This is a genomic window from Candidatus Zixiibacteriota bacterium, assembly GCA_018820315.1.
In the GTDB taxonomy this organism is placed as follows: Bacteria; Zixibacteria; MSB-5A5; order JAABVY01; family JAHJOQ01; genus JAHJOQ01.
The window spans coordinates 1-19426 of record JAHJOQ010000136.1; the positions used below are offsets into that span (position 1 = coordinate 1).

The following is a 19426-nucleotide window of genomic DNA, read 5'->3' on the forward strand; positions in this document are numbered from 1 at the left end:
AAACCGCTTATCATCCTCGAAACGTGACAAATCTCCCCACTCCAGTGTGAAACGAATCGCTGACAACCAACCTACTCCCGGACAGCGTCTTTTTGACTCTACTAACCGAGAATAACGCTCCTTCTTTGATAAGGACCTCAGAAATGTAGGTCAGGATCCCTGTGATCCTGACCTTGGACTACGTAGACATCTTCTCCAACCAGCCCTGCACCTGCTTTGCTGTCGGTTTCTGTGCCAGAAGTTTGCGCAGGGGAATCTCTTCCACTACCTGCTCGATCATTCGCAAACCGATGTAATAGCCGGTGCGTATCGATGAATGTTCGCCGAACACTCTCATACCCTCGAAAAATCTACCGACAGGCTTATGCTCTCGCGATTTCAGCACTTTCAGAGCGTCCGCTGTGAGTCTCGGCATGTTCATCCAGCACCATCGGACATACCCACCTTTCGGATCGGGGCGACCGATCACGCTGTGCAGATTCGACATGAAGATTGTGCTGAGAGGGACATCGGGCATCACCAGAGTCGATACATATACCGCGAGGCCTTCTTCCACAAGATGTCGATAGACCGGCATCTTCTCGAATCGAACTCCCGCGATACGCGCTCGCAGATAGTGGGTGTATTCGTGCGCCAGCGCGAGCGTCAAATTATCGCCGCCGAAATATCCGAAGTCGGGCGAGAGTGAAATCACCGGCTTGTTGTCGAGATGAATGATCTTGCCGTTAACGCGTTGCATGCCGGGGTAGAGCAGGATCGACGGTTCCGGAACCTGACCAAGCACATTCTTTAGGTCTCTCGATATTCTGTGACCTGTCTTCATCCAGTGTTTGAGGTTGAAGTTTGCCAGCCGTCTGACCGTCCCGGGAAGCATCAGAAAATCAACAACCTCATCGAGTGTCGCGTTCTTTCCGAGATGTTTGCGGAGGATAGTCTTGCTGTCGGAGAGAATTTCAGCAATCTCCTGCCTGCGACGATCAGCGCGAGAACTCTTGTATATCTTCTTGATTGGCGTGATGTAATCAGCGACTATCATGTATATCCTCCTGTAGGGCAGGTTTTTCCGAAACCTGCCTCTTCATTTGGCATGGCAGGAGTGAGGGCACTCCTGCCCTACTCGACTTGCCATCCTTACTCAAGCGGAACTGACCTTGTATACGCATTGTGATGATAGAAAGCCGCATGTGATTCATCAAGGAGTCTTTTGCGATTGAGGTGTTTTAGCATGGAGTATCGCTCAAGTAGAGGTTTGAGCTTCTTCCCTTGTTCGCTGTAGCAGTTGTAGAATATCAATAGCAGTTCATCTTCCGTCAATAGAGCCCGCACCAAGTTTGTGTATACTTTTCCGTCTGACATGCTACTTCTGTCAACAAACTTCAGAATGTTGTATAGAAGTCTGAAACAGTTTGATACTTCCTTGGGGAAGCCAGCGAATTGAATGCTGTAGATTTCCCCTAGCGACTTGTCAGTCATCCTCTGGCCACCCTTAATAGACTCTTGCACAGCTCTAAAGTAGAGGTTGCAGAATGTCATAAAGCAATCCCGTCCTGTTGTCGCGCTGCCAGTCTTCAGCGATGTGACAAGTTCGTTGTACAAAGACAGCAGCTGGAAGAAAGTGTTCTCGAAGTTCTGCCGTGACAGCGTCCTGTTTTGCTGCTCAAGTTGTTGCTTCTGACCTTTTAGCTCCTTTCGAGTGAGCTCCAGCTCCTTTCTCTGCAGCGCCAACTCATCCACCTGAAGCTTCAACTGGCGTCTTTGTAGCAATATGGCGATTATCAGTCCTCCGAAGGCCAGCCCAGAAAAGAGAGCGTTGAGTCCACCGAACATATCGCCGAAGGCACCTTTGTCGCTGATATTCACTTCCCCAAAGTATTGGATGGATACGAACCAATAAGCGACCCACACAAGGGGGACCAAGACAAGGAGCCACCAGTGCCAAGTCGGCTCCTTTTGATCGGCTTCTGGTCTCGTTGTTGTCATCATTTGATCCCCTTTCTGCAATGGGCTATGCCAGCTACTTGCTTAACAGACGCCTTACTACCACTCACAATCGTACCCGACACCTTTCTCGACTTCAAGCGGCTGTTCGGTATTGGTGCCGTGCTGTGTCCAGACTGCGTTATTCCGGGCAAAGCTGAATTTCTCATCTGTCGGATATGTGTCGTTTCCCCCCGTATCCAGAAACAATCCGAGATTGAATATGTGATCGCGCAATCCGCCGCGTGACGCGATGTTCGATCTGCCGAGAGTGGTCGCAGCCGAAACGTTGTATGTGTCGTCGCCCGATTTGTCCCAGAATATGCCGATGCCGTTGGCATTGCCGCCGCCCAGCGACAGATTCGGCGCGTCATGGATGTCATCCCCGCCGCAGTCTATCAGAGTGCCGAGCGTAAAATCGTGCCCTGCTCCCTGAGCCATGTTCATCGTTGCGGTATAATGGTCGTTGCCGGAACTGTCGATCAGAATGCCGAGCCCGAAATGCGCACCCGATCCCTGCACATACCAAACGCCGTTGTAGATATCGTCGCCGGTGTCGTCGGCGAGTATGCCGATGGCATACCAGTAGGCGCAACCCTGCGCGAAGAGTCCTGCGGAGTACGTGTCGTTGCCTTCAGCATCTACCAGCATCCCGATTCCACCTGCCCACGAATGGCCATCGATGTAGTCGGCGCGTTTTCCGAAACCGACGCCCTGAGCGAGATTCGAGTTGTATTCTTTTGTTTGTGATGCCGGAAACTGTATGTCGAGCGTGTCAGCGTAGTAGTCATCGTCGCCGGTCAAATCGACTAGGATTCCCATGCCTTTGGTGAATCCGAATCCCTGCGCGAGAAGATACGCGTGGTAGCTGTCCTTACCTTCAAGGTCCGACAGAATTCCGATGCCGAACTGCCCGCATCCCTGCGCGCAGATGTATCCGTCGTACTTGTCTTCGCCTTTCATGTCGAGCAATGCACCAACGCCGAACAGCCCGATACCGCCGGTCATGTTGTGCCCGAGGTACTGATCGTCACCATCCATGTCGACAAGATACGCATATCCCATCACACCCGCTCCAAATGCGGGTGAATCATCGTTCTTCGATTCGTAAACATCGTTGCCGTCAAGATCGATCAGGATCGACATCCAGTTGTCGACCGATCCATTCGCTCCGCCCCCTTCATAGCGGTCATTGCCGCCAACATCGATGATGAGAAAATAATCACCTGCCGGATAGATGTCTTTCCCACGGCCTCCGATTGCGATCATCCCAAGCGGTGTATCCCATCGCAATGAGAAATTCGTATTGAAACTCAAAGCAGCAAGCGAGTCGACCGCTATATCGACTGCATGTGCAATATCTTGTGCATGCGTGTAGAGATACTTGAAATCGACTCTCTCCGCGAACTTCTCCAAGCTGAAATCGACTATGTCCTGATCGGATGCGAGAATCTTCTGTGCTCGCGAATACATATCATGCAAATCGAACTCACTTGCAGCCTTCTCAAAAGCTCTTCTGTGATACTCCAGCGTATCGATTGAAGCGTAAATGATCAGCGCGGCTACTCTCTGAAGCTCGACGGGAATCGAACTTGCATCTCGCTTCAGATTCTCATGGTTCGCCGGCCAGGGGAGAGCCATACCGCGCGTGTACAAATCCATAATGGAATTATAGAGCGGATCGGGATGATCGAGGAGCGGGAATATCGAATCGAGTGGATCACCGATCAGCCCACGGCGGACTCCTTCATCTAACCGTCTCGATGCAAACGAGACCAAATTCTGAAGATTGCCGGCATTGCTCTTGACGGCATCTTTGAAATTGTTTGTATAGCGCTCGATCTTGAAAAAGTCTGAGTGTAGCGTGTAGAAGAGAGGCAGCACAAATTTGTCGCCGCCGTAATTCGACATATCGCCGTAGTCGAATGTCATCGTCTCGCGAGTCAGGCCGACCTGGTTCAGTGCTATATCAATCGGCGAACTCCGGTCTGATAGTCTCAGATCGCTGCACGACAACGAAAGAGACATAAGGATCATACAGAACAGAATAATTCTGGAGCTTTTCATGTTACCTCCTGTCCAGAGATGCAATCTAACATGCGCGAAGGCGGCTGGAATTGTCAAGGTTTAACTATGTCTTGCGATTGCGATGCATACTCTTAATCCGGGATAAGCAGCACGCTTGAGGAGATGTGACCTTTGGGCATATGTAACTCGATTCGCGTCAATCCCTCACCACCCTCATCGGGTAGCTGCCGAGGATTCGGATGAAATGGGTGATTTCGCTCAGATGATCGAGAGCTTTCTTGACATGCTGTTCTTTGATCGATCCTGCAAAATCAACATAGAAGTTGTACTGCCATGCTTTCTTGCGCACCGGTCGTGACTCGATTTTTGTCAAATCGATGTCACGCAGCGCGAACACCGACAACGCTTTGAACAGCACCCCCGGCTGATTCTTCATCGAAAACACAATCGAGGTCTTGGCGCGACCTTGGAAGCCCGGCTGAGTTCGCCCGAGCAACAGGAAGCGAGTGTAATTGGACTTCTCGTCTTCGATAGATTTCTTCATAATCTTCATCTTGTAGATTTCAGCGGCGTATGGTCGCGCGATCGCTGCAGTATTGTCGAGCTTTTTCTCAGCGAGCATCTTCACCGCACCCGCCGTATCGTAGTAAGTAACCGGCTCTAACCTGGGATGCTTTTTGAAGAAATCCCGACACTGATCGAGTGCCGCTGGATGTGAATAGACCTGCTTGATCCTCGAAAGGCTTGCGTTTGGTAGCGCAATCAAGCTGTGCTGAACACGCGCCTGTGTTTCGCCTACGACTTTGAGATCGTGTTCAAGAAGAAGATCGTAGTTCTTGTGGATCGAACCGATCAGCGAATTTTCGATTGGAATAACACCAAGAATCGCCCTGCGACTTTCGACAAGCTCGAAAACCGCCTCGAATGTCTCGCAGTGAATCGGGATTATGTCGTTTCCGACCAGCTCTTTTGCGGCGACCTCGGAGAATGAGCCTCGTTCGCCCTGAAATGCAACCTTCTTGGGACTCATATAGAGCTAATCGGACAGTGCACATATTCCTGAAGACGTATCTGCCGCACGCAGCCCTGCTAATTCTTCATAGAATCGAGGAATTTTGTATTGGTTTTGCTCTTCTTGATTCTGTCGAGCAGGAATTCCATACCCTCGACCGGGTTCATCTCCGCAAGGAACTTCCGCATGATCCAGACTTTGTTGAGCTGATCGGACGAAAGCAGCAGTTCTTCTTTTCTCGTGCCGGAGCGGTTGATGTCCATCGCCGGGAAGATTCTTCTGTCGGAGAGTCTTCTGTCGAGCACGATTTCCATATTGCCGGTGCCCTTGAACTCCTCGAAAATGACCTCGTCCATTCGCGATCCGGTTTCGATCAGTGCGGTTCCGATGATCGTCAGCGATCCGCCCTCTTCGATGTTTCTCGCGGCTCCGAAGAAACGTTTCGGACGGTGCAATGCGTTCGAATCGACACCACCGGAGAGAATCTTGCCGGAGTGCGGCACGACCGAGTTGTGCGCGCGCGCGAGACGCGTGATCGAGTCGAGGAGGATGACCACATCGTGCTGATGCTCCACGAGTCTCTTCGCTTTGTTGATGACCATGTCTGCGACCTGAACATGACGCTCCGCCGGCTCGTCGAACGTCGATGACACAACCTCGCCCTTAACAGAGCGCTTCATCTCGGTGACTTCCTCCGGACGCTCGTCGATCAGGAGCACGATCAGCTTCATCTCGGGGTGGTTAGAGGTAATCGCGTTTGCGATTCGCTGCAGGATGATTGTCTTACCAGCTTTCGGAGGCGATACGATAAGTCCTCTCTGTCCTTTGCCAATCGGTGTCATCAAATCCATGATGCGAGTGGTGTATTCGCTCGGGGAGTATTCGAGCTTGATCTTGTCCTGCGGATAGAGGGGAGTGAGGTTATCGAACAGGATTTTGTGCTTGGCGATTTCCGGATTCTCGAAGTTTGCAGCCTCGATTTTCAACAGTGCGAAATACCGTTCGGATTCTTTCGGCGGACGCACCTGGCCAGACACAGTGTCACCAGTCTTGAGATCGAATCGCTTGATCTGTGACGGTGAGACATAGATGTCATCCGGACCGGGCAGATAGTTGTAGTCTGACGACCGGAGGAACCCGTAACCTTCGTCGAGAATTTCGAGCACTCCTTCCGCGAAGATCAGACCATCTTTTTCGGTTTTAGCTTCGAGGATTTTGAATATCAACTCCTGTTTTCGGAGGCCGGAGACGCCGGGTATGTCGAGCTCTTCAGCCATTTTAAGGAGCTCGGCTATGGTTTTGGTTTTGAGGTCAACAATGTCCATTATAGACACCTTCCTTGTATTGTTAAGATTTCAATTTTCGCGATTAAACTGGAAAATGTTACAATCTAGGGGATTTTGGGGATATTAGTCTCTCTGATATTCCTCCTTCACCCGTTCAATCGGGGCATCGCCCCACAGCCTCTCAAGCCCATAAAATTCACGTCTTTCCTTTAGCAACACATGTACAACCACATCAATGCAATCCATGAGGACCCAAGATCCGTACGGCAGGCCTTCAATGTGCCACGGCTTCTGATCCTCCTGTGTCAGACTTTCTTTGATGTGATCCGCGATTGCTTTTACATGAACGTGCGCAGAACCTGAGCAGATTACAAAAAAGTCAGTGACACTTGTGAGTTCTCGTAGATCTAAAATAACGACATCGGCGGCTTTCTTGTCAAGGGCAAAATTTGCCGCGAGAAGGGCTAGGTCGTGTGAGCTGATTGCCAACGGCTTGGGACAACTCCTTTCTGTAAGGGCTCGTCTGTCACTCAGTTTTGGCTCCAGACTCCGCTGCAAACGATTCGAAGTCTTTCCCTACGACGATTGTCAAGTCAATACCGAGGAAGTTGTCGTCGAGTTCCTGAGACACAACATTCTCCGGCTTGATACCGAGAGCAGAGGCCAGCGATTGAGCATATTCCGTATCTGCCTCATCCCGAGTTATGATCATAGTCTCCGAGACTTCATAGGATTCGAAGTTATCTTCGTCGATCACATCGTATTCAACGTCTGCGACACCTGCGTCACGAATGACTTTAGCGGTCTTTGCAGCAGCCTTTGATATCCCACAACCATTGAGCACCTGCACGCGAACGTAGGACTTCTCCGGCGGCAGGCTTGTTGTCTCTCCCGTCATGACTTTCAGGACGGCAGATGAGACGAATACAAGCACTATGAGCGAGAGCAGACCGATCAGGTAATCGAGTCGCCTGGTTGACTTCGACGCAATGCGCATTTGATACGCCTTGTGCCGCGGAATATTGTCTCTGCGCTTCTTCAAAGGCATCAAACAGATGTTACCATGTTGGTTTTAGTACGACCATGCGCCAAACGGCGAATAGTAATGGTCGCGCCCATTCGAAAACACACCCGGCAAGCTTTCAAAGCCGATCATCAGACGAAACTTCTCGGATGGCTGGTACAGTATCTGGACATTCGGCAGGATTGTGCCGTAATCCGTCGTACCGCGATTACTGTTGGAGAACATAGTCCCCGGCTGGTGATACCATCCAAGTGCCACGTTGACATCGAGAGAATTCGAGACTTGATATCTCATTGAATTCATATAAAGGCCAATCGTCTGCCCGGTTCCACCGACAGACGAATAGACAACCGAGTAGCTGTGCTGCATGGAAAACCGACTCGGATCGAGAAGCGAAAACTTGCTCTCATATCGATTAGAGCCGATTGAAGTTGCAGAACTCGCGTCGACTGTCTTGTCGATGGCTGTCTCTGCCAGGGCGCAACTGTACATACTGATGAGCAGAGCGCATACTAAGGTGATATAAGCAGATTTCATGAGCGGTTCTATCTCCTGCAACTTATACGGATCAAGGAATGGTTTGTTCAGATTTTGTCAAGTTAAAACGATTTGCCCATAAGAGCTTCGAGCCGTTCGAGTTCGTCAGTCGAGTTGACACCGACGGTTTCACGGTAATCTTCCGCACAATATCCGGCAGTCGGCAGCCCCTGTTCAAGAAAAATCTGCATTACGTCGGTCAGATAGTACTCTCCCTGACTATTTTCATTATCGACACGGCTAAGAGCTTCAAAGAGCCGTTTTTTCTCAAAAACGAATATTCCGGTGTTGATCTCGGAGATTCGTCTCTCATCGTCGCTAGCGTCTTTGTGCTCGACGATCTTCAGAATCATGCCACCTGGATCTCTCACAATCCTTCCATATCCGGTCGGGTCGGGAAGCATGGCGGTCAGGACTGTCGCGACTGCGCCTCGCTTGCGGTGCTCTGCCAGCAGGTTCTTTACTGTTTCGGCCCTAAGCATCGGAACATCCCCGGCCAGTACAACAACATCGCCATCGAAATCTGAAAGCTGCTCTTCGGTCATCTGAACCGCGTGCCCTGTGCCAAGTTGCTGTTTCTGCTCGGCGAATGACACCCCAAAACGGCTGATCGCGTCGATGACACGCTCTGCCTGATGCCCGACGACTACAACAGTCTTGTCAATATCGAGCTCACGGAGTGTATCGAGCACGTGTTCGATAATCGGTTTGCCTGCAAGCAGATGGAGTACTTTCGGCAGGTCGGATTTCATACGCTTGCCCTTGCCGGCTGCAAGAACGACTGCGACCAGTGGATAAGGCTTACTTGACATTGGTTATTCTGTTGTTCTTATCGACCAAGACTATCCGCGGCCTGAATCCAGAGGCATTCTCTTGGGGGACAAGAGTATATGCAATGATAATTACTTCGTCGCCTTTCGATCCGAGCCGAGCTGCGGCACCGTTAAGACAAATCGTGCCGGAGTTTCTCTCACCTCTGATTGTGTATGTCTCTATTCTGCTGCCAGTGCTGAGATTAAGCACATGGACCTGCTCGTACTCAAACATGCCGCTGGCCTCCATCAGCTCCTCATCGATTGTGATAGAGCCCTCATATTCGAGGTTAGCCTCAGTGACAGTTGCGCGATGAATTTTCGCGCGGCACATGTTAATGTAGTTTTTGCTATCCATATATCTTCCGCCTATCCGAGTCGACTAAACTATAATATTATCAATAAGTCGGACTCCGTCAAGCCTCACAGCAACAGAAATTAGCACTTTTCCCGATACTCGTTTGATCGGATCGAGTGTTTCTGTGTCATTTATCGATATATAGTCGATCTCAGTTCCTTTGGTCTGCCGAATCTTTTTTCGAATGGCTGCGACTATCTTTCCGCAATCGGCTTCACCGGACCGGATCAGTTTCCTGGCCTCCTTCAACCCCTGAAAGATACACGCAGCCCGGTTCAATTGTTCCCCGTCGAAGTACCTGTTTCTCGACGACATCGCAAGGCCCGATTTTTCACGAACTGTTGGTGCCACAATAAGTTTCACTGGAATATTCAGGTCTTTCACCATTCTCCTCAACACCAGCGCCTGCTGGGCGTCCTTTTGCCCGAACAGAGCGACATCAGGTTGCACGATATTGAACAGCTTGGCGACGATCGTCGTAACTCCCCGAAAATGAGTCGGTCTCGATGCACCTTCGAGAATTGAGGTGATTTTCCCTGCTTCAACATAAGTAACATATCCATCCGGGTACATCTCAGCTTCATCCGGGAGAAACAAGTAATCGACATCGAGCTTACGAAGGCATCTCTTGTCTTCATCCAGCGATTGCGGGTACTTCGAGAGGTCTTCACTCTGACCGAATTGTGTTGGGTTTACGAATATGGAGACCACTACTATGTCGGCGAGCTTGTTGGCCTTGCGCACGAGAGAGAGGTGCCCTTCGTGCAGAGCGCCCATTGTCGGGACAAATGCTATCATTCTCCCGCGTCGCTTGGCATCCAGAACGGTCGACTGCATCTTAGCTGTTTTGCTTATGGTCTTCATATTCTTCTGATAGCTTTGGAAATCTCTGCGATCATAACCGGCCTGCCTGCTGCCGATTTCAGTAGGTTTCATCCTTCGAGGGGTAGCTTCCCGACCTGACATCAGACACGAACTTCTCACCTACCTCTTTTATTTTTCCGGCAAGGTCAAAGTACTTCCTGACGAATTTGGCTTCGAAGGTCTCATCAAGTCCCATGATGTCATTTATCACAAGTATTTGACCATCGACATCCGGTCCGGCGCCTATACCGATTGTGGGGATGCCGATGCGCCCGGTTATCTCAGCCGCAACATCCGGTTTCATAGCTTCGAGTACGACTGCAAAGCAGCCGGCATCCTCGATGGCTTCGGCTGATTCAAACAGGTAGTCTCTGGAGACGTTCTCCTTGCCCTGGACCCTGTAGCCGCCGAACTTGTGGATAGATTGCGGTGTCAGACCGATGTGTCCCATCACGGGAACTCCGACCTCAGCCAGACGCTTCAGAGTCGGTGCCATTTCTATGCCACCCTCAAGTTTCACGCCGTGTGCATCCGCTTCTTTCAGGTATCTTCCCGCATTGCCGACCGCCTCCGAGACAGATTGCTGATATGTCATGAAAGGCATATCGCCAATAACAATCGCCCGCTCGCTGCCTCGCACCACCGCCTCGGTATGAAAGAGACTCTGGTCGAGCGTGAGGGAGAGGGTGCTGGGCCTCCCATAGAAGACCATGTTCAGACTGTCGCCGACCAGCAACCCATCGACTCCGGCAGCATCAAGATATTTCGCGGTGAAGAAGTCGTACGCTGTCAGCCATACTTGTTTATCGCCTGAAGACTTTTTCTTAATGATATCGCGGATTGTGATTCTTTTCTTGCTCATATCGGTCACAGGAAAGACCTTCCGGGCGGGACGTAGTAATGAGTTCCTTTTATCGGCTTCGATATCTGAGTGAGCAAGTCTGCCAGATCTTCTTTGTTCTCGACGAAGTCGATCTCATCTGTCTTAACCACTAGTAGAGGTCCTTTGTCGTAGTTGAAGAAGTAGGAATTGTATGCTTCATTCAAATCGTGGAGATAGCCGATGTCGATATTCCTCTCGTATGAAACAGCCCGTTTCCGTATGCGAGTAACGAGGTTCTCTGTCGAGGCCTGCAAATAGATTACCAGATCGGGCTGTGGCAGTGTCCGTCCGAGCATCTCTGCAATCTTATCATAGAGAAACATCTCTTTCTCGTCGAGATTGATCTGGGCGAAGAGGCGATCTTTATCGAATGTGTAGTCGGTGACGATCCTCTGCATGAAAAGGTCGTGCGAGACGAGTTTTGTCTGTTGCTGATATCGTGAAACCAGGAAGAAGAGCTGCGTCTGTAGTGCGAATTTCGACCGGTTCTTGTAGAAATCTGCAAGAAACGGATTCTCCTCCGATTTCTCCAGGATGATGTGTGCTGTAAGGTGCTCGGCAAGAGTTCTTGCGAAGCTGGTCTTGCCGACTCCGATAGGCCCTTCGACTGCAATGTACCTGTGCTCAGTCACCAGTCACCTCGCTTAACTCAATCTTCTCCTCGACTCTGATCACTCGCTTCTCCCCCTCGATCTTCGTAAGGGCATCATGAACGCTGATGCCGCGTGACGGGATGCTCAAATCTGGTGCAATATCATACAGGGGCCTCAGAACAAACTCTCTGCTGAGCATTCGCGGATGGGGGATAGTCAGCCTGTATTCTTCGACGGCTTTCTTACCGTAGAGCAGGATGTCAATATCCATCTCCCGGGGGCCTTTGTGAACCGACTCACGACGGCCGAGATTCTTCTCAATCTCTTTGACTACTTCCAACAGTCTGTTGGGAAACAGCGACGTATTGATCTCGACAACCATGTTGTAGAAGTCTTCCTGGGCCTCATAGCCGACCGGCTCTGTCTGATAGACAGGGGAAATCCTGATGATGTCAATGCCATCGGTCGAATGGAGCATGTCTATGGCATCCCGCATATGAGCCATTCGATCCCCGATGTTCGAACCGAGACCAAGATACGCTGTCGTGCTTTTCATGGCGAACAATTAATGCACTCTGGCTGGAATGTCAAGGAGTTGTCATGGGCGGCGAATTTCCACCTCTATGTGATCGAGATTGCCCGGTATAGGCGGGATTTTCTTGCGGACTCTGATGACCACTGTCTCAACCTTGAACCGTGAGCGGATTGCCTCGGCCAGCCGCTCAGCAATTGTCTCGAGGAGCGAGAAATGCTCTTTCGACAGAATCTCTTCAACTGTCTGATACACAAGAGTATAGTTGACTGTGTCCATCAGCTTATCCGACTTCGAGGCTGGCTGAATGTCAAGATGAAGCTCGACATCAACCTCGAACCGTCTCCCGGTCTCCTTCTCCGCGGCGGAGACTCCGTGATAGCCGTAGAACATCATGTTGTGAAGTCTGATTACATCAGGCATCAGTACCGCCTTGCTTTGTGCGAAATCGTCTCTGATAGAATTTCGAATGTTCCATGATTCGCGTCACGGCAGAGTCTATGGTATCGGGACGAACAGCTACCGAAATTCGCATGAAACCTTCACCTTTCTCGCCGAAAGATATCCCCGGCAGGGTCACCACTCCCGTGCGCTTCAGCAGCATACGGCAGAAATTCAGGGAAAGCCGTCGCAACGGGAGCTTAATCCACAGAAACGGAGTTGCGTGTGAAGGCTGGATCTCCCACTTCAGCTCGCTGATACCATCCTCGAGTCTCTTGCGCTTTTCTCCCAGCGCGGTTGCCGATGCTTCGATTATGTCGTCGCAGCGATCCATTAGAGCGTTCGCAATCTGAAGATCAGCCCCGGATGGTCTGCTATTAAATGACTCGAACATTTTACGGAGTGGCGAGAGGAATTCCTTGCAGCCGACCGCGAATCCCAGCTTGAGCATGGGAAAGTCAAACATGAACGAGAATGTGAACAGCTCGATTGTCTTGAATTTTGCTTTTGGCAGCGAGATCATCGCCGGATGTGCGTGCCTCTCCCAGACATGCGTGTTATAGACTGCATCAGACAGAATGAGAAGATTGTTCTTCTGAGCAAATCTGAGGAGTTTTTCATAGAAGCTCTCGTCGGCCATGGTCGATGTTGGATTGTGCGGGTAGTTGATGAGCATCAATTTGCTGTCGTCCGACCCGGAAGATCGGAGCTTGTCGAGATTCGGCAGGAAGTCGGTGCGAGGCGTAAGCTCGTATGTCGTGACCTCAGCACCTGCCGCCAGTGCCGACGACCTGTAAAGCGAAAATGCAGGGTCAGGCAGGTAAACTCTCTGGCCAGGATCCACAAATGCCTGCAGTGCATAAAATGTCGCGGGAGTGTTGCCCGTTGTGAGCATTATTTCGGTCTTTGGGTCAAGCCTGACCTCGAACTTGGAGTGAATCCAGTCCGATATTTTTTCCTTCAGAGCCGTCTCGACAGCCTTGGCTTTCGCACCATCTATATGAACGGGAAGGTCGGATTGCGACAGAATATCATCCACGATAGGAAGTAGAGGCGGGGCGATCCCACCCAGGTCCACAACGCTGATATCTCTCGCAGCCAGCCTCCGCCTGATCCCATCAAACTCTGATCCGACCGACGTTGGAAGCTTCATGACCATCTCGGAAGGCTCTATCATTACTTTCTTGAGAGGCATTGAGTGCTATTCCTTCCTTCCTGATGTCTGTCTGACCGCAGGGTGGTCCGTTGATTCGCGCTTTTGCGAACGCTTGAGCAGAATGAGAGCTTCAACCTGCTGATCTGAGAGTGATCTTGCTCCTCCGATCGCCTCCGCGGCATGAAGGACTTTGGCGAAGTGCTCTGCAAGTTCAATCTTGTTGTACGCCTCCTCCAGATCGCTGCCCGCAGCAACCAAGCCATGACTGCGGAGAAGAATCGTATCGTGATCTCGTGCAAGCCTCTCTATTGACGCGGCCAGTTCAGACGTCGAAGGCGCACCGTACTCCGCCAATGGGATTTCGCCGATCGACAGCAGGACCTCGGGGAGGATCGGCTGCACCAAATCCATACCCGCTACAGCATAAGCCGTGCAGTAGACCGGGTGGGCATGCACGACGGCTCTGATGTTATCTCGAACCGTATAGAAAGCTGTATGCATCTTGTACTCAGATGACGGATCATGTGATCCGGCGACGACCTTCCCACTCAAGTCGATTATTACGAGATCGTCGGGAGATAGACGTCCCTTAGCCTTGCCCGATGGAGTGATAAGCACCTTCCCGTCTGGAAGCCTGCATGAAATATTGCCATCAGCGGCTGCGATCAACCCTTGATCATACAATCTCCGGCCGATCTCCACCATTCTTTCCCTTAGTATGGCGTGAGAGGTCATGCGGACAATCAAACCGCCATGCACCTTTTTGTCAAGCTGTTTGCTCCAGTGCAGACGCGAGAATTGACTTGCCATGCCGCTGCTTTTGGACATTCTTCTTATACGATGAAAGGACTTATATCGTCAAGTAGATTGACAGTGTATGCCACTGCTGCACTGATCATCCTGACATTGGCCTGCAGTGACCCGATGATCGACAGCGACAGACCAAGGCAGGCAATTTCGTGGGATATCCCCGACGGATTCGAGCCGTCACACATAACTGTAGATAATGCCGGTGCTCGTTGGGGGCTGTTCATCTCGCGAAGGTACTCGGGCAAGGACAATCTGTGGGCAGTCAGGTCCGTGGATGGAGGTGAGTGGCGCGATCCTGTGCTGCTGATGAAAGCCTACTTATCTACTTCATTGAAGTTCGAGATTGAGGCTGACACAATCATTCTGACGTATTCTGAAATCGAGAACGGCTATTTCTACGATTACAACATACCGTTCGAAGACACTCTTCCGTTTCCGGACTCCGTGACTGTGAAGCTATCACTGGCGCATCTCAGGGCAGACAGGGATCGCGACAGAATTCCGGACAACATAGAACAAGAGCTTCTGCTTTCAAGCCGCCTGCCTGACAGTGATTTGGACGGCAAGACGGATGATATCGATTTTTCACCATTGGGAACGCCCCTGAGACACAAAGAAGACTACGAAGTCTACCGGGCGGCGTTGATTGAGCTGATGCATCTCAATGATCCCGAGAATCTGAACTCCTCACAGGATACAGCCTGGACAAGATACTATAGCATATACTACACTCATGAGCAAACCGTGGCCTTTGTAGCGCTTCCGGGCGAAACCGTAATGCCGGAATTGCTCAATCTGCCGATTATAACGATTCTGGCAAGATCGCCACTCTGTTTTACAGGCAGACGGCTCTATACATCATCAACAAGAGGGATCATTCCGCACTTGGTATTTTATAAACCAAAGATAGACGTGTTGGGCAGTGGAGCCAGCATGGATATAGAATACGTTGCTGGAAAGTACAAGAGAGAATCTGCAACAGTCCATCTGTCGAAAACAGCTGACAAGTGGGTGATAGATCAGGTCACTGTCGATGAATGAGTGCTGAACATGGCGCACTAATACATGCGCAGAGTCGATGATAATCTCGCTCTGTGTACAATGAATGAAGGAGATATTGTGCCGCTATTCAAGTTTTGTCCCAGATGTAGCAACCGGCTCGATATGAAGAGTGACGGCGAGATAGAGCGTCCTGCCTGCAATTCGTGCGGGTATGTCTACTATCATAATCCCGCTCCTGCCGCCGGAGCCCTTGTCTTCAATGAGGGACGGTTACTCATGGTCAAGCGCGGGCATGAACCGTACGTTGGCAAATGGACTATTCCTGCCGGTTTCATAGAATGGGGTGAGGCTCCTGAGGAAACTGCAGTCAGGGAGCTGAAGGAAGAGACCAATCTGGATGTGCGTCTGGATGGTCTGTTCCATGTCTATGCCGGCGACGATGATCCTCGCACCCGTGCGATCCTGATTCTCTACTTCGCTGATAATGTGGGTGGAATGCTCGAAGCGGGAGATGATGCAGCGGAAGCGAAGTGGTTTGCCATTGATCAGCTGCCGTCGAATGAAGAAATCGCTTTCGAGTCACACCGTCAGGCCATTGCCAAGCTGAAAGACGAATTCCCGGATCGATTTGTAAAATGAAACTGAAGAACCGACTGTTTCTTGTATTCTTCCCATTTGCATTTCTGCCCGTGGCGGTGATCTCGTTCATCGGACTTGAACTGGCCACCGACGGTGTGGACCGGCTGACATCTCCCGGAATAGAGAGAGCGCTAGCGAACGCCGGGTCACTTGTGGAGTTGACATACGCCGAGCTCGAGATGAGCATTCTGGCGCAGATGCAGAACCTTCCGAAGTCAGCGATTCCGGAGGACTATCTGAATGCCGGGCTCGATTTTGCAGTCGTATTCGAAGGGATTGACACAATGGTCGCAGGCCCTGACGACAGCGCGGGGATCAGGAGTGGTTTGATTTCACTTGTGAATGCGGATAGTGCGCGGTCTTCGGGACATCATGCCCTTGATGACAGACTTGTAATCTTCGGCGCGATTCGTGATGAGTCGAGAAGGGTCGTTTCCGGCTATCTACTTGATAAGAACCACCGGGAGCTTCTCGATGAACTCGGTTCGGACCTTCAGCGGTTCGATCAACTCAAGTTGTTGAAGTCTAGCGGAAAGAGATTCATGCAGCTCGTATGGTTGGGATCGAATTTCATTTATCTTCTGCTGATCCTGTTCGTGACGCGGGTGACCGCTCGCAGTCTCACAAAGCCGCTGTCGGAACTGGGGACTTTGGTCGAGAAAGTCGGCCCCGGAAGCTGGGATATCAAGATTGGTCGTATCAGGAATGATGAGATTGGAACACTTGCAGCTGGGTTTAGAAGAATGTCGACGAGGCTGTCCGAAACAACCAGCAAACTTGTGGAAGCTGAGAGAAATGCGGCGTGGCAGCAGACTGCGCGAGTCATCGCACACGGCATCAAGAACATCCTCGCGCCGATCAAGCTCGCTATGACAAGACTGTCGAATAGCGCTGATCAATCCGATAGCAACTTGCATTCTCCTATTGGGACAATCCGGGCTGAACTTGATCTTCTCGAAAAAACGGCGAAAGATTTTTCCACTTATGGCAGGCCAGTTGACCTGAAACGTGGCGAGGTTAATCTGAACATGACAATCCGTCAAGCTGTCAGGTTGTGCAGGCCTGAGGGTGAGTCTTCAGCCATGAATCTTCTATTGGACGAGAACCTGCCTCTTATCGTCGGTGACGAGGATATGTTGCGCGAGGCGATAATCAATCTCATTCGAAATGCTTACGAGGCAATCGACCGAAACGGATCAGTCACAGTCGAGACGACGCTTACCGATAACAGAGTGAGGATGACCGTGACAGATACAGCGAAAGGCATCGACCCAAAGTTGGGTCAGACTGTCTTTGAGCCGTACGTGACAAGCAAACCTACCGGCACCGGTCTCGGGTTGGCAATCGCGCGCAAAATCGTGGAGTCCTGCGGCGGTACAATCAGCTATGATACGGGCAGTCACGGTACGACGTTCAGGGTAACCTTCAAGGTGGCACATGAAAGCTGACAGGACTGACATATTCTTCGTGGATGACGACGATCTTTTTCGAGAAGAGCTCATGCACGTATTTGATCGTGAGGGCTATCGCGCCGAAGCATTCGACAGCCTGACTTCCTGCCGTCAGACACTTAAGGATCATGCTCCTTTGGTGATATTGCTTGATATTCAATTGCCTGACGGCAACGGCGTAGAATTCCTGCGGGAAGTCGTATCGCGCGAGGATCATCCGGAAGTTGTCATGGTGTCGGGAGCAGCGTCACTTCAGGAAGCTGCCGATTCGGTCAAACACGGGGCGGCCGATTTTCTGGAGAAGCCGTTCGAACCGCATCGATTGCTGTCGGTTCTGAAGAGTTGTCTGAGGATTGCCACGCTCAAGAATGCCAATAGAAGACTGATTGAAAGCCATCTTGCCGAATACGAGATAATCGGTGAGTCGCCGGTAGTCCAGCGGCTTGAAGAGCAGATCAAACAAATCGCCGATACCGATGCACGCGTCCTTATCATGGGGGAAAGCGGGACAGGCAAGGAGCTCGTTGCCGGTCAGATTCATTACAGAAGCGGACGTTCCCAAGGCGCATACGTAAAAGTGAATTGCTCCGCTCTGCCATCTGAGCTTGTCGAAAGCGAGTTGTTTGGGCATGAGAAAGGCGCGTTTACCGGCGCTCTCAGATCCCGAGAAGGGAAATTCAGTCTCGCAAATGGAGGGACATTGCTTCTCGATGAGATCGGCGACATGCCACTCGAATTACAGCCGAAACTGTTGCGGGCAATCGAGACATCCGAGATTGAGCCGGTCGGTGGTTCCTCGGTCACAAACGTCGATGTCCGGCTAATAAGCTCGACCAATCACGATATAGAGAAGCTCGCATCTGAAGGGAAGTTCCGCTCCGACTTGCTTTATCGAATCAATGCGGTTCCGATTAAGATACATCCTCTCCGCGAACATTCCGATGATATCCCACTGCTCTTGGATCACTTTCTCGACATGCTTCATGTCAAGAATCCACATGTTCAGAAGCAATTCGATAGCGAGGCGGTGTCATCGATGGTGGCATACGGCTGGCCTGGCAATGTGCGTGAGTTGAAGAATGTCGTTGAGCGACTCTTCTTCACAACTCCTGAAGACCTGATCACACGAGAGGATGTGAGTCTGTGCATCGGTGAGGGAGCGGATGATTCCAGCGTGATCGAGTCCGCCGCGTCGGGCGGAAATCGGCTGTCATCTGCTGTTAATCATTTCGAGAGGAGTTTCCTGAAGACGGAGCTGAAGAAGAGTGACGGTAATATCACTCAACTTGCCGAGCAGCTTCAGATGGATCGAGGAAACCTTTATCGCAAACTCAAATGGCTCGGCCTGTTGTCAGAATGACAACAGCGGCTGTGCAGGAGTTGTCAGATTAACAACAAGATCGAAACCCACCCGATTGGAGATATTTGTAACATGTTATCCAACAAGAGATATAGGGCGACATGGTCCGATGGCATGCTTTGTGCAATCACTTCCGGTGAAACAGGTATTAACTGGAGAAAGGACCGTGAAATGGACAGATCATCAGGACATAGCGGGTTGCTGTTGGCGATTGCATTATCGGCACTCGCGATCGTTGCTCTGCTTCTTTCCAATATGGCTCGTGCAGCCGGGAATGAACCGATAGAGACGTATACACTGACATTTGAAGCCGATGGGGATCAGGGCACTGTCATTATTGAGGATGCAGAGAGTGCTACTCAGCATCATTTCGATCTCGATGATGTCAAGGTATCGACCGGGACTCTGACAATCGTTGACGATCTTGTTGTCACGCCCGACGGGATTGTCTCTAATGGTCAACTCTATTCCATCGCAAATCTCCGGGTTGAGGAGATGTATCAGGATGGGGATATCGTCAGCGTAGTTCTCAAGAATCGCATGAGTAGCACGGCAGCGAGGGGTCGCCGAAATCCAAAGAACTGGGTGACTGTCGCCGAGGAGCTTGAAGTGGGTCAGGATGACTTCGTGCGTGGTGACGCGATATGTTTCGGGGCGTCTG

The 19426-nt window shown here is 51.0% G+C and carries 22 protein-coding genes; 5 read left to right on the forward strand and 17 right to left on the reverse strand.

Features of this window, described 5'->3' with window-relative positions:
* Positions 1-178: 178 nt before the first annotated feature.
* The 17 genes from KKH67_13270 to KKH67_13350 form a co-directional block, all read right to left on the reverse strand.
* Positions 179-1036 (reverse strand): hypothetical protein, encoded by an 858-nt coding sequence (locus KKH67_13270; protein ID MBU1320151.1) that lies wholly within the window; start codon positions 1034-1036, stop codon positions 179-181.
* A gap of 95 nt (positions 1037-1131) precedes the next feature.
* Entirely contained in the window at positions 1132-1983 is an 852-nt protein-coding gene (locus tag KKH67_13275) for a putative phage abortive infection protein (GenBank protein MBU1320152.1), read from the reverse strand.
* Positions 1984-2037: 54 nt separating this feature from the next.
* Positions 2038-4044, reverse strand: coding sequence for a hypothetical protein (locus KKH67_13280; protein ID MBU1320153.1), 2007 nt, complete (start codon positions 4042-4044; stop codon positions 2038-2040).
* Between the two features lie 157 nt (positions 4045-4201).
* On the reverse strand, positions 4202-5035 hold the full coding sequence (gene pheA / locus KKH67_13285) for a prephenate dehydratase (protein ID MBU1320154.1): 834 nt from the start codon (positions 5033-5035) through the stop codon (positions 4202-4204).
* A gap of 59 nt (positions 5036-5094) precedes the next feature.
* Positions 5095-6342, reverse strand: coding sequence for a transcription termination factor Rho (rho, locus tag KKH67_13290; GenBank protein MBU1320155.1), 1248 nt, complete (start codon positions 6340-6342; stop codon positions 5095-5097).
* An 84-nt stretch (positions 6343-6426) separates the two neighbouring features.
* Positions 6427-6786 carry a ribosome silencing factor gene (gene rsfS, locus KKH67_13295; protein MBU1320156.1) on the reverse strand — a complete coding sequence of 120 codons (360 nt, stop codon included), beginning with the start codon at positions 6784-6786 and terminating at the stop codon, positions 6427-6429.
* A 43-nt stretch (positions 6787-6829) separates the two neighbouring features.
* The gene (locus KKH67_13300) at positions 6830-7300 is read right to left on the reverse strand and encodes a LytR C-terminal domain-containing protein (protein MBU1320157.1); all 471 of its coding nucleotides are present in this window, start codon (positions 7298-7300) and stop codon (positions 6830-6832) included.
* 75 nt (positions 7301-7375) lie between these two features.
* Positions 7376-7864, reverse strand: a complete 489-nt coding sequence (locus KKH67_13305; GenBank protein MBU1320158.1) for a hypothetical protein — start codon at positions 7862-7864, stop codon at positions 7376-7378.
* A gap of 62 nt (positions 7865-7926) precedes the next feature.
* Positions 7927-8676, reverse strand: coding sequence for an NTP transferase domain-containing protein (locus tag KKH67_13310; GenBank protein MBU1320159.1), 750 nt, complete (start codon positions 8674-8676; stop codon positions 7927-7929).
* Positions 8666-9034 (reverse strand): aspartate 1-decarboxylase, encoded by a 369-nt coding sequence (locus KKH67_13315; GenBank protein ID MBU1320160.1) that lies wholly within the window; start codon positions 9032-9034, stop codon positions 8666-8668. The genes KKH67_13310 and KKH67_13315 overlap by 11 nt, the downstream gene beginning before the upstream one ends.
* 24 nt (positions 9035-9058) lie before the next feature.
* A complete protein-coding gene (panC, locus tag KKH67_13320) occupies positions 9059-9898 on the reverse strand; it encodes a pantoate--beta-alanine ligase (protein MBU1320161.1) in 840 nt (279 codons plus the stop codon).
* A gap of 58 nt (positions 9899-9956) precedes the next feature.
* Positions 9957-10760, reverse strand: a complete 804-nt coding sequence (gene panB / locus KKH67_13325) for a 3-methyl-2-oxobutanoate hydroxymethyltransferase (protein ID MBU1320162.1) — start codon at positions 10758-10760, stop codon at positions 9957-9959.
* 5 nt (positions 10761-10765) lie between these two features.
* A complete protein-coding gene (locus KKH67_13330) occupies positions 10766-11413 on the reverse strand; it encodes a deoxynucleoside kinase (protein MBU1320163.1) in 648 nt (215 codons plus the stop codon).
* The gene (gene folK, locus KKH67_13335; GenBank protein ID MBU1320164.1) at positions 11406-11930 is read right to left on the reverse strand and encodes a 2-amino-4-hydroxy-6-hydroxymethyldihydropteridine diphosphokinase; all 525 of its coding nucleotides are present in this window, start codon (positions 11928-11930) and stop codon (positions 11406-11408) included. Before folK ends, KKH67_13330 begins: the two co-directional genes overlap by 8 nt.
* A gap of 42 nt (positions 11931-11972) precedes the next feature.
* Complete coding sequence (gene folB / locus KKH67_13340) at positions 11973-12329, reverse strand: dihydroneopterin aldolase (GenBank protein MBU1320165.1); 357 nt, start codon at positions 12327-12329, stop codon at positions 11973-11975.
* A complete protein-coding gene (locus KKH67_13345) occupies positions 12322-13542 on the reverse strand; it encodes an aminotransferase class I/II-fold pyridoxal phosphate-dependent enzyme (protein MBU1320166.1) in 1221 nt (406 codons plus the stop codon). The genes folB and KKH67_13345 overlap by 8 nt, the downstream gene beginning before the upstream one ends.
* A gap of 6 nt (positions 13543-13548) precedes the next feature.
* The gene (locus tag KKH67_13350; GenBank protein ID MBU1320167.1) at positions 13549-14331 is read right to left on the reverse strand and encodes a class II aldolase/adducin family protein; all 783 of its coding nucleotides are present in this window, start codon (positions 14329-14331) and stop codon (positions 13549-13551) included.
* A 12-nt stretch (positions 14332-14343) separates the two neighbouring features.
* On the opposite strand from KKH67_13350, the gene KKH67_13355 reads away from it, so the two are divergent.
* The 5 genes from KKH67_13355 to KKH67_13375 all read left to right on the forward strand — a co-directional run.
* Entirely contained in the window at positions 14344-15354 is a 1011-nt protein-coding gene (locus KKH67_13355; protein ID MBU1320168.1) for a hypothetical protein, read from the forward strand.
* Between the two features lie 78 nt (positions 15355-15432).
* The gene (locus KKH67_13360) at positions 15433-15954 is read left to right on the forward strand and encodes an NUDIX domain-containing protein (protein MBU1320169.1); all 522 of its coding nucleotides are present in this window, start codon (positions 15433-15435) and stop codon (positions 15952-15954) included.
* Positions 15951-17402, forward strand: a complete 1452-nt coding sequence (locus KKH67_13365; protein MBU1320170.1) for a HAMP domain-containing histidine kinase — start codon at positions 15951-15953, stop codon at positions 17400-17402. Before KKH67_13360 ends, KKH67_13365 begins: the two co-directional genes overlap by 4 nt.
* Positions 17392-18765 (forward strand): sigma-54 dependent transcriptional regulator, encoded by a 1374-nt coding sequence (locus KKH67_13370; GenBank protein MBU1320171.1) that lies wholly within the window; start codon positions 17392-17394, stop codon positions 18763-18765. Before KKH67_13365 ends, KKH67_13370 begins: the two co-directional genes overlap by 11 nt.
* A gap of 72 nt (positions 18766-18837) precedes the next feature.
* The coding region (locus tag KKH67_13375) for a hypothetical protein (GenBank protein ID MBU1320172.1) at positions 18838-19426 on the forward strand (589 nt) is incomplete at its 3' end.